6 protein-coding genes and 1 pseudogene are annotated in these 7,616 nt (G+C 64.3%); all 7 read left to right on the top strand.

Translation table 11 applies throughout. The features are described 5' to 3' along the window. Positions 1-102: pseudogene (locus NCT04_RS33935) on the top strand (type VI secretion system tube protein Hcp); the annotation flags it as partial. A gap of 63 nt (positions 103-165) precedes the next feature. Continuing rightward, the gene (tssE, locus tag NCT04_RS33930; RefSeq protein WP_244831865.1) at positions 166-579 is read left to right on the top strand and encodes a type VI secretion system baseplate subunit TssE; all 414 of its coding nucleotides are present in this window, start codon (positions 166-168) and stop codon (positions 577-579) included. A 30-nt stretch (positions 580-609) separates the two neighbouring features. Further along, the gene (tssF, locus tag NCT04_RS33925; protein WP_250470205.1) at positions 610-2,355 is read left to right on the top strand and encodes a type VI secretion system baseplate subunit TssF; all 1,746 of its coding nucleotides are present in this window, start codon (positions 610-612) and stop codon (positions 2,353-2,355) included. Then, positions 2,319-3,344, top strand: coding sequence for a type VI secretion system baseplate subunit TssG (gene tssG, locus NCT04_RS33920; RefSeq protein ID WP_250470203.1), 1,026 nt, complete (start codon positions 2,319-2,321; stop codon positions 3,342-3,344). The genes tssF and tssG overlap by 37 nt, the downstream gene beginning before the upstream one ends. 37 nt (positions 3,345-3,381) lie before the next feature. Continuing rightward, positions 3,382-6,066, top strand: coding sequence for a type VI secretion system ATPase TssH (gene tssH, locus NCT04_RS33915; RefSeq protein WP_250470201.1), 2,685 nt, complete (start codon positions 3,382-3,384; stop codon positions 6,064-6,066). Continuing rightward, a complete protein-coding gene (locus NCT04_RS33910; RefSeq protein ID WP_250470199.1) occupies positions 6,063-6,842 on the top strand; it encodes a toll/interleukin-1 receptor domain-containing protein in 780 nt (259 codons plus the stop codon). Before tssH ends, NCT04_RS33910 begins: the two co-directional genes overlap by 4 nt. Positions 6,843-7,001: 159 nt before the next feature. Continuing rightward, the gene (locus NCT04_RS33905; protein ID WP_244831870.1) at positions 7,002-7,490 is read left to right on the top strand and encodes an Hcp family type VI secretion system effector; all 489 of its coding nucleotides are present in this window, start codon (positions 7,002-7,004) and stop codon (positions 7,488-7,490) included. Positions 7,491-7,616: the final 126 nt, after the last annotated feature.

Below are 7,616 nucleotides of genomic sequence, written 5' to 3'. Positions count from 1 at the left end.
GGTCACATGGAAGATCTCGCGTTCACCTACGAAAAGATCACGTGGACCTACGAGCCGGACGGCATCGAAGCCGAAGACTCGTGGCTCGCGCCGAAGGCCTGACGCATTCCAAATCACGCATGACGCGGCGGCGGACTTACGCCGCTGCGTCGATCGGGACCGTCGATGAGAGAGCGCAGGCTGCTGGAACGCATATCCGGCTGGGAACAGGGCGCGGTGCGCACCAACGAGACCAGCACCGAGGTGCTCGTGAGATCCGTGATGGAGCATCTGTCGCGCATCCTCAATACGAGACAGGGCAGCGTGCAGCTCGATCCGCAATTCGGCGTGCCCGATTTCACGAATATCGCGGGCGGGCTGGAAGGCGGATCGACGGGCGAAATCGAGGAAGAGATTCAACGCATGGTGTCGCGTTACGAACCGCGCGTGCTCAACCCGAAAGTGCATCTTTTGAGCGACCGCAGCGACGTGATGTCGATCCGCTTCAGTCTCGATGGCACGCTCGCCGTGAACGATCGCGAGATTCCACTGCGCCTGTCCACCACCGTGAATTCCGATGGCCGCGTCACCGTGCTTTGACGCCTTGACGGCCCGCGACCGATCCCGACGATGCTCAATCGCTATTACGAAAACGAACTCACCAAGCTGAAGACGCTTGCCGTCGAGTTTGCCGAGGCCAATCCGGCGCTCGCGCCGATGCTCGCAGGCCGCTCGACCGACCCGGACGTCGAACGCCTGCTCGAAGGCGTGGCCTTCCTCACGGGTCTTGCGCGCCAGAAGCTCGACGACGAGTTCCCGGAGTTCATCCAGGAACTCTCCACGCTGCTGTTTCCGCACTATCTGCGTCCGGTTCCCGCGACGACGATGGTGCTGTTCGAGCCGCGCGGCGCGCTCACGGAAACCGCGAGCGTGGCGGCGGGCGTGGAGCTGGCATCGGCGCCGGTGGACGGCACGCCCTGCCGTTTCCGCACGACCCAAGCCGTGGACGTGCATCCGCTCACGCTCGCCGCGCGGCTTTCGGCGGGCGAAGGACGCACGCCTTCCATCGATCTCGACTTCAGCTTGCGCGGGCTCGATCTCGCGCGCTGGCAGACGAAGTCGCTGCGGCTCTTTCTGGCGGGCGGCTACAGCGATGCCTCCAAACTCCTGATGCTGCTCATGACCGAAGTGACTTCGGTGCGGCTGACGGCTAGCGGGGTATCGACGGAACTGGGCGCGCGTTCGCTCGTCCCGTCGGGCTTCGACAGCGAGCTCGTGCCGTATCCGAGCCACGCGTTTCCGGGGTATCGCAGTCTGCAAGAGTTCTTCGTGCAGCCGGAGAAATTCCTGTTCCTCGACCTGAACGGGATCGACAAGCTGCGCGGCGCCACCGGCACGACGTTCTCGGTCACGCTGTGCCTCAAACGTTTGCCCGTATGGCTCACCGAATTGAGCGCCGATGCCTTCATGCTCAACGTGACGCCCGTCATCAATCTGTTCGAGCATCACGCCAATCCGATCACGCTGGATCATCGGCAGATGGACTATCGCGTGAGCCCGGAAGGCGCGAACCGTCAGCATTACCAGATTCATTCGGTCGACAAGGTCACGTCGTATCGGCAAGGCGTGGCGCAGCAGCGCGTGTACCGGCCATTCGGCGTGCTCGGGCACGCGGCATCCGCCGCGACGGCGAGCGAAGACCAGCGCGCGCCGGGCGATCTCGTCTATCACACGTCGTTGCGCCCCGCCGCCGTCGGCAACGAGACTGAGCTGTATCTCTCGGTGGCGTATCCGCCCGAGGCCACGCCGCAGACCGAAACGCTTTCCATCGAGCTGACCTGCACCAACCGCTATCTGCCCGAGAGCCTGCGTTACGGCGATCTCAGCGAGCCAACCAGCAGTTCGCCCGAGCGCCTCAAGTTCCGCAATATCCGGCCGATGACACCGGTGGTCAATCCGCCCGTCGGCGAGGCGTTGCGTTGGCGGCTGCTCGGTCACGCCGCGCTCAACTTCCTCTCGCTCGCGGATGCCGCCAACCTGCGCGCCCTCCTCTCGCTCTACGTGTTCTCTGAGCGTCAGGAGCAAGGCCACGAGGCGGCGAACCGCAGACGCATCGCGGGCCTGAAGGAGATGAGCGTCACGCCCGAAGTGCGGCTCTTCGGGCGCAACATGCTGCGCGGTCAGCTGATCCGCGTGCGCTGCGAGACGGACCACTTCGCGGGCGCGGGCGATCTCTACGTGTTCGGCAGCGTGCTGGACCGTTTTCTCGGCGCCTACGCAAGCATGAACACGTACACGCGATTCGAGCTGGAAGACATTTTCTCCGGAGAGGTATTCAGATGGACGCCGCGGCTCGGTCAACAAGCTCTGCTCTAGACGACGCGCTATTTGAGCAAGGCGAACGCTTTGCGTATTTTCAGGCGGTGCGCCTGCTGCGCCGCCGCGCGCGTCTTGCGGGCGACGATCCGGAACGCCTGCGCGTGCGTCCGCGTCTTGCGCTCGGCTTTCCCGAAAGCGATATCGACCAGATCGAGCGCGATCTGCCGCGCCGTCATGCCGATATCGACGACGACGCGCCCGAGCCCGCGCCGACGCCGCGAATTACCGCGAACTTCTTCGGGCTATACGGTGTGTCCTCGCCGCTGCCGAGCTTCTATACCGAAGACCTGATCGAGGAAGAACGCGAAGGCCGCAGCGGGATGCGCGAGTTTCTCGACATCCTGCATTACACGCTGTATCCGCTGTTGTTCGAGAGCTGGGTCAAGTACCGGCCGCACGTGCGCGTGGTCGAGGAAGGCGACACGGCGATGCTCGAACGCCTGTATGCGTTCGTCGGCCTGCACGAGCGCTCCATGCGCCGCGACGACACGCCCGGCGTCTCCGACATGCTGCGCTACGCGGGCCTCTTCTCGCAGCGCCCGCATTCGGCGCTTGGCCTGAAAACGCTGCTCGCCGATGCCTTCGCGCCCGCCGATGTGCATATCGTCAATTGCGTGGAAAGCTGGCTGCCGATTCCCGACGATCAGCGTCTCACGCTCGGCGATGGCCGTCATGCGCTCGGCGTCGAATGCTATCTCGGACAAGAGAGCCGCGATGCCAACAATCATGTGCGAATCGAGTTGCGCGGCCTGCCGCTGGCTCTGTTCGAAGCGTTGCAGCCAGGCCGGCGCGAGTACGAGCGTCTGCGTTTTTTCACGCGCTATTACCTGACCGAACCGTTCGACGTGACCGTGCTTCTCGAACTGCGCGCGGGTCTCGCCGAGAACGCCCGCACGGGCGGCATGCAATGGAACGCGCTGGGCCGCGACACGTGGCTCGCGCCGCGCGCGAATGCCGTGCCGCGTCCGGTCAGCTTCGCGATCTGAACCACCGATATCAAGAGACACGAGAGGAGCCCAAGCCATGTTGCTGGTCGATCTGAAACCGCTGGTGAGCCGGCTCAACGGCTACTGCCGGCAAGCGCTCGAAAACAGCGCCGGTCTGTGCATCTCGCGCGGCCAATACGAGATTTCCGTCGAGCACATGCTCGTCAAGCTGCTCGACGATCCGCAAAGCGATATCCCGCTTTTGCTGCGCGAACAGAACATCGATGCCGCGCTCTTTCGCCGCGCGCTCGATCAGTCGATAGAAGATTTGCGCGGCGGCAATACGGGCCGGCCGGTGTTCTCGCCGGTGCTGCTCGAACTGCTTCAGGATGCGTGGCTGATCGCCTCGGTGGACTTGCTCGAAACGCGCGTGCGTTCCGGCGCGATCCTGCTCGCGTTCCTTGCTCGCGCCACTTTCTATGCAACCGGCGGCTATGCCGACATGCTGCGGCCGATCAACCGCGAGAGCTTGCTCGCGCGATTCGGCGCGGCGTCGGCGGCGTCGATAGAGCAGACGGCGGCGGGCACTTCGTCGGCATCGGAAGGCGGCGCGAGCGCGGCGGCCGGTTCGGACGGCAGCGCAATCGCCAAGTACTGCGAGAACTTCACCGAGAAGGCGCGCGAGGGCAAGATCGATCCTGTTTTCGGACGCGACGCCGAAATCCGCCAAATGGTCGATATCCTCGCGCGGCGGCGCAAGAACAACCCGATCTGCGTGGGCGATCCGGGCGTCGGCAAGACGGCGGTGGTCGAAGGACTGGCGCTGCGTATCGTCGATGGCGACGTGCCCGAGTCGTTGCGCGACGTGACCATCCTCGGTCTGGACATGGGCATGTTGCAGGCGGGCGCGAGCGTCAAGGGCGAATTCGAAAACCGGCTGAAGGGCATCATCAATGAGATCAAGGCATCGGTGAAGCCGGTGATCCTGTTCATCGACGAGGCGCATACGCTGATCGGCGCGGGCGGTCAGGCGGGCACGTCGGACGCCGCGAACCTCTTCAAGCCGGCGCTCGCGCGCGGCGAGTTGCGCACCATCGCGGCGACCACCTGGGCCGAGTACAAGAAGTACTTCGAGAAAGACGCGGCGCTCGCGCGGCGCTTCCAGCTCGTGAAGCTCGACGAACCCGACTTGCCGACCGCGGTGCTGATCCTGCGCGGCCTGAAGGAACGTTACGAAGACGTGCACAAGGTCGTGATGCGCGACGACGCCATCGTGGCCGCCGCCGAATTGTCGAGCCGCTATATCACCGGGCGCCAGTTGCCGGACAAGGCCGTCGATCTGCTCGATACCGCGTGCGCCCGCGTCAAGGTGCTGCAAAGCGCGAAACCCGATGTGCTCGAAGACACCGAGCGCCGCATTCAGGCGTTGGAGCGCGAACGGCGCGGACTCGAACGCGATCGCGACAACATGCAGCCGGTGGACGACGAACGCCTCGCCGCCATCGCCGATGCCCTGCCTTCGCTCGAAGCCCGCGCGGCGGATTTGCGCGTGCGCTGGCTCGCGCAGAAGGAAGCGGGCGAGGCGCTCGTCGCGGCACGGGGAGCCGTGGCCGCCGCACGCGCCGCCGCGCAACCCGAAGCGCAGATCGACGCCCTGCGCGACGCCGCTAAGCGCGCCGAAGCCGATTTGCGCGAAGCCCAGGGCGATCAGCCGATGGTGCGCGTGGACGTCGATCCTGACGTGGTCGCGAAGGTCGTCAGCGACTGGACCGGCATTCCGCTCGGCAAGGTGCAGCGCGATCAGGCGCAGACCATTCTGAACATGGAAACGACGCTCGCCAGACGCGTGCGCGGTCAGGATCACGCGATGCATCAGATCGCCGAAGTGCTGAAGTCGTCGGCGGCGGGGTTGAAGGACCCCGAGCAACCGATGGGCGTGTTCCTGCTCGCGGGACCGTCGGGCGTCGGCAAGACGGAAACGGCGCTGACTGTCGCCGACATTCTCTTCGGCGACGAGAAGTCCACCGTCACCGTCAACATGAGCGAGTTCCAGGAGCGCCATAACGTGAGCCGTCTGATCGGCTCGCCGCCGGGTTATGTCGGCTATGGCGAAGGCGGTCTTCTGACCGAAGCCGTGCGTCAGCGTCCTTACTCGGTCGTGTTGCTCGACGAAACCGAGAAGGCGCATCTCGACGTGATGAACCTGTTTTACCAGGTGTTCGACAAGGGCATGCTCTCGGACGGCGAAGGCAAGGAAATCGACTTCTCCAACACGGTCGTGTTCCTGACTTCGAACCTCGCAACCGATGTCATCACCGAACTCACGGCGAACGGCGAGCGTCCCGACGACGAGACCATTCTCGCCGCCGTGCGGCCGATCCTCTCCGCGCACTTCAAGCCCGCGCTGCTCGCGCGCATGACCGTGATTCCGTACTACACGCTGCCGACGGATGCGCTCGCGGGCATCGTGCGCCTGAAGCTCGACAAGATCGTGAAGCGTCTCCTGGGCGCCAACAAGATTCGTCTCGCGTACACGGACAAGGTCGTGGACACCATCGCCGCGCGCTGCACGGAAGTGGAAACGGGCGCGCGCAACATCGACTTCATTCTGCGCGGCACCGTCATGCCGATGCTCTCGCACGAGATCCTTATCCGCATGAGCGAAGCCGAGCAGCCGACGCACGCCGAGCTCGACGTGAACGACGAAGGCGTGTTCGTCGTGTCGTTCGGTTTCGAGCCTGCCGAGGCGAAAGCCGCTGTCATCGAGGAAGAAGCGCAATGAAGCAGGTATGGGTCACGGCGCTCGCCAAAGACGAAGCGCGCATCGCGCAAGTGGCGGCGACGCTCAAGCGCTACGGGATCGCGGCGCAAGGCCACGTATGGCTCGACGAACCGGACAAGGCCGTCGCGCGTGTCGTGCTCGACGCGATGCAGGCGGCCGACGCGTGGATCGTCCTCGTCGATGAAGCGACGCTCGCCAAACCATCCGTGCGCTATGGCTTGTCGCTTTTGTACGCGAGCCTGCAGGCATCGCGCGGCGCGGCGCCGCCGGTGCTGTTCCTCACCGCTTCGGGCGATACCGTGCCGCCACCGTTGTTCGCCGGTGCGCTCACCTTCGCCGATCGGAACGCCGCGTGGCCCGCGAAGCTCGTCGCCGCGCTCGCACGTGCGCCGAAGCAGGCGCCGTTGGCGGCGCTCGGCGGCTATCGCCTGACGCTGTGGGGCGACGAGAACATCGGTCAGTGGTTCGAGATCGGCTCGCTCGAAGGGCCGCTTGCGGGCTTCGCGTTCGGCGTGCCGCGCAGCGACGAAGTATCGATCGACTTTCAGGCGGTCGGCGCACGCGGCGCGCTGCCGGCAAAGACCACGCTCGAATACGCACAGGAGGGTTTGGGCATGCAGATTGGCGGCACGGATTACGTGAGCTGGGCGGTGAGGAATGCGATCGGCCCGGACGATTCGTACTTCGTGCGCGTGCGCGGCTGCCCGGCCACGCTGCTGCTCATGCCTTATCCCGAAGGCGACGACGTCGAAGCGACGATCGTTCGGCTCGGATAACACCGCCATGTTTCGGATGTAACAAACCCGCGCCCCACTCGAAACGAAGCCGCAACGCGGCGACCTTAATCTGTACTCATGCGCTGAACGAGATCGAAGGCGCAAGCGGCCAGGCAAACACACAGCGCGCCGCCAACCCAAACTAACTGGAGATTAATCATGCCGATGCCCTGCTACCTCACCCTCGAAGGCCAGAACCAAGGAAAGATCGAAGGCTCCACCAAGGTTCAAGGCCACGAAGGCAAGATCCTCGTGCAAGCCGTGGATCACACCATCGAAATTCCGAAGAGCCCGCAAACTGGTCTGCCGACCGGCAAGCGCGTGCATGGCGCAATGACGGTGACGAAGGAAATCGACAAGTCGAGCCCGAAGCTGTATCAGGCGCTGACTTCGGGCGAACAGTTGAAGTCGGTGACGCTCGAGTTCTACCGCATTTCGCCCAAAGGCACGGAAGAAAAGTACTACACGGCCAAGCTCGAAAACGCGATCCTCACGCACATGCAGTCGTGGACGCCCAATTGCCTGGACCCGAACAACCGTCAGATGGGCCACATGGAAGACCTCGCGTTCACCTACGAAAAAATCACGTGGACGTACGAGCCGGACGGCATCGAAGCCGAAGATTCTTGGCTTGCTCCCAAGGCTTGATGTAACGCGTCGGGGCGCGGGCCGCCCCCGGCGCGGCCCGCCCCTGTAAGCGCGCCAAAAACCCAATAAAATGCTCTACCCCCCCCCCCTGTGGTTTAAAAAATATTACCCGGCCCACCCAAGTGG

Source organism: Caballeronia sp. GAFFF2 (genome assembly GCF_023631485.1).
Lineage (GTDB): Bacteria > Pseudomonadota > Gammaproteobacteria > Burkholderiales > Burkholderiaceae > Caballeronia.
Note: the sequence above shows the minus strand (reverse complement) of the source record. Positions and strands in the feature narration are given on the sequence as shown.

Bases quoted from the DNA above. Each gene is read 5' to 3' on its own strand.
- tssE (WP_244831865.1), top strand. From the start codon at position 166: ATGAGAGAGCGCAGGCTGCTGGAACGCATATCCGGCTGGGAACAGGGC.
- tssF (WP_250470205.1), top strand. From the start codon at position 610: ATGCTCAATCGCTATTACGAAAACGAACTCACCAAGCTGAAGACGCTT.
- tssG (WP_250470203.1), top strand. From the start codon at position 2,319: ATGGACGCCGCGGCTCGGTCAACAAGCTCTGCTCTAGACGACGCGCTA.
- tssH (WP_250470201.1), top strand. From the start codon at position 3,382: ATGTTGCTGGTCGATCTGAAACCGCTGGTGAGCCGGCTCAACGGCTAC.
- NCT04_RS33910 (WP_250470199.1), top strand. From the start codon at position 6,063: ATGAAGCAGGTATGGGTCACGGCGCTCGCCAAAGACGAAGCGCGCATC.
- NCT04_RS33905 (WP_244831870.1), top strand. From the start codon at position 7,002: ATGCCGATGCCCTGCTACCTCACCCTCGAAGGCCAGAACCAAGGAAAG.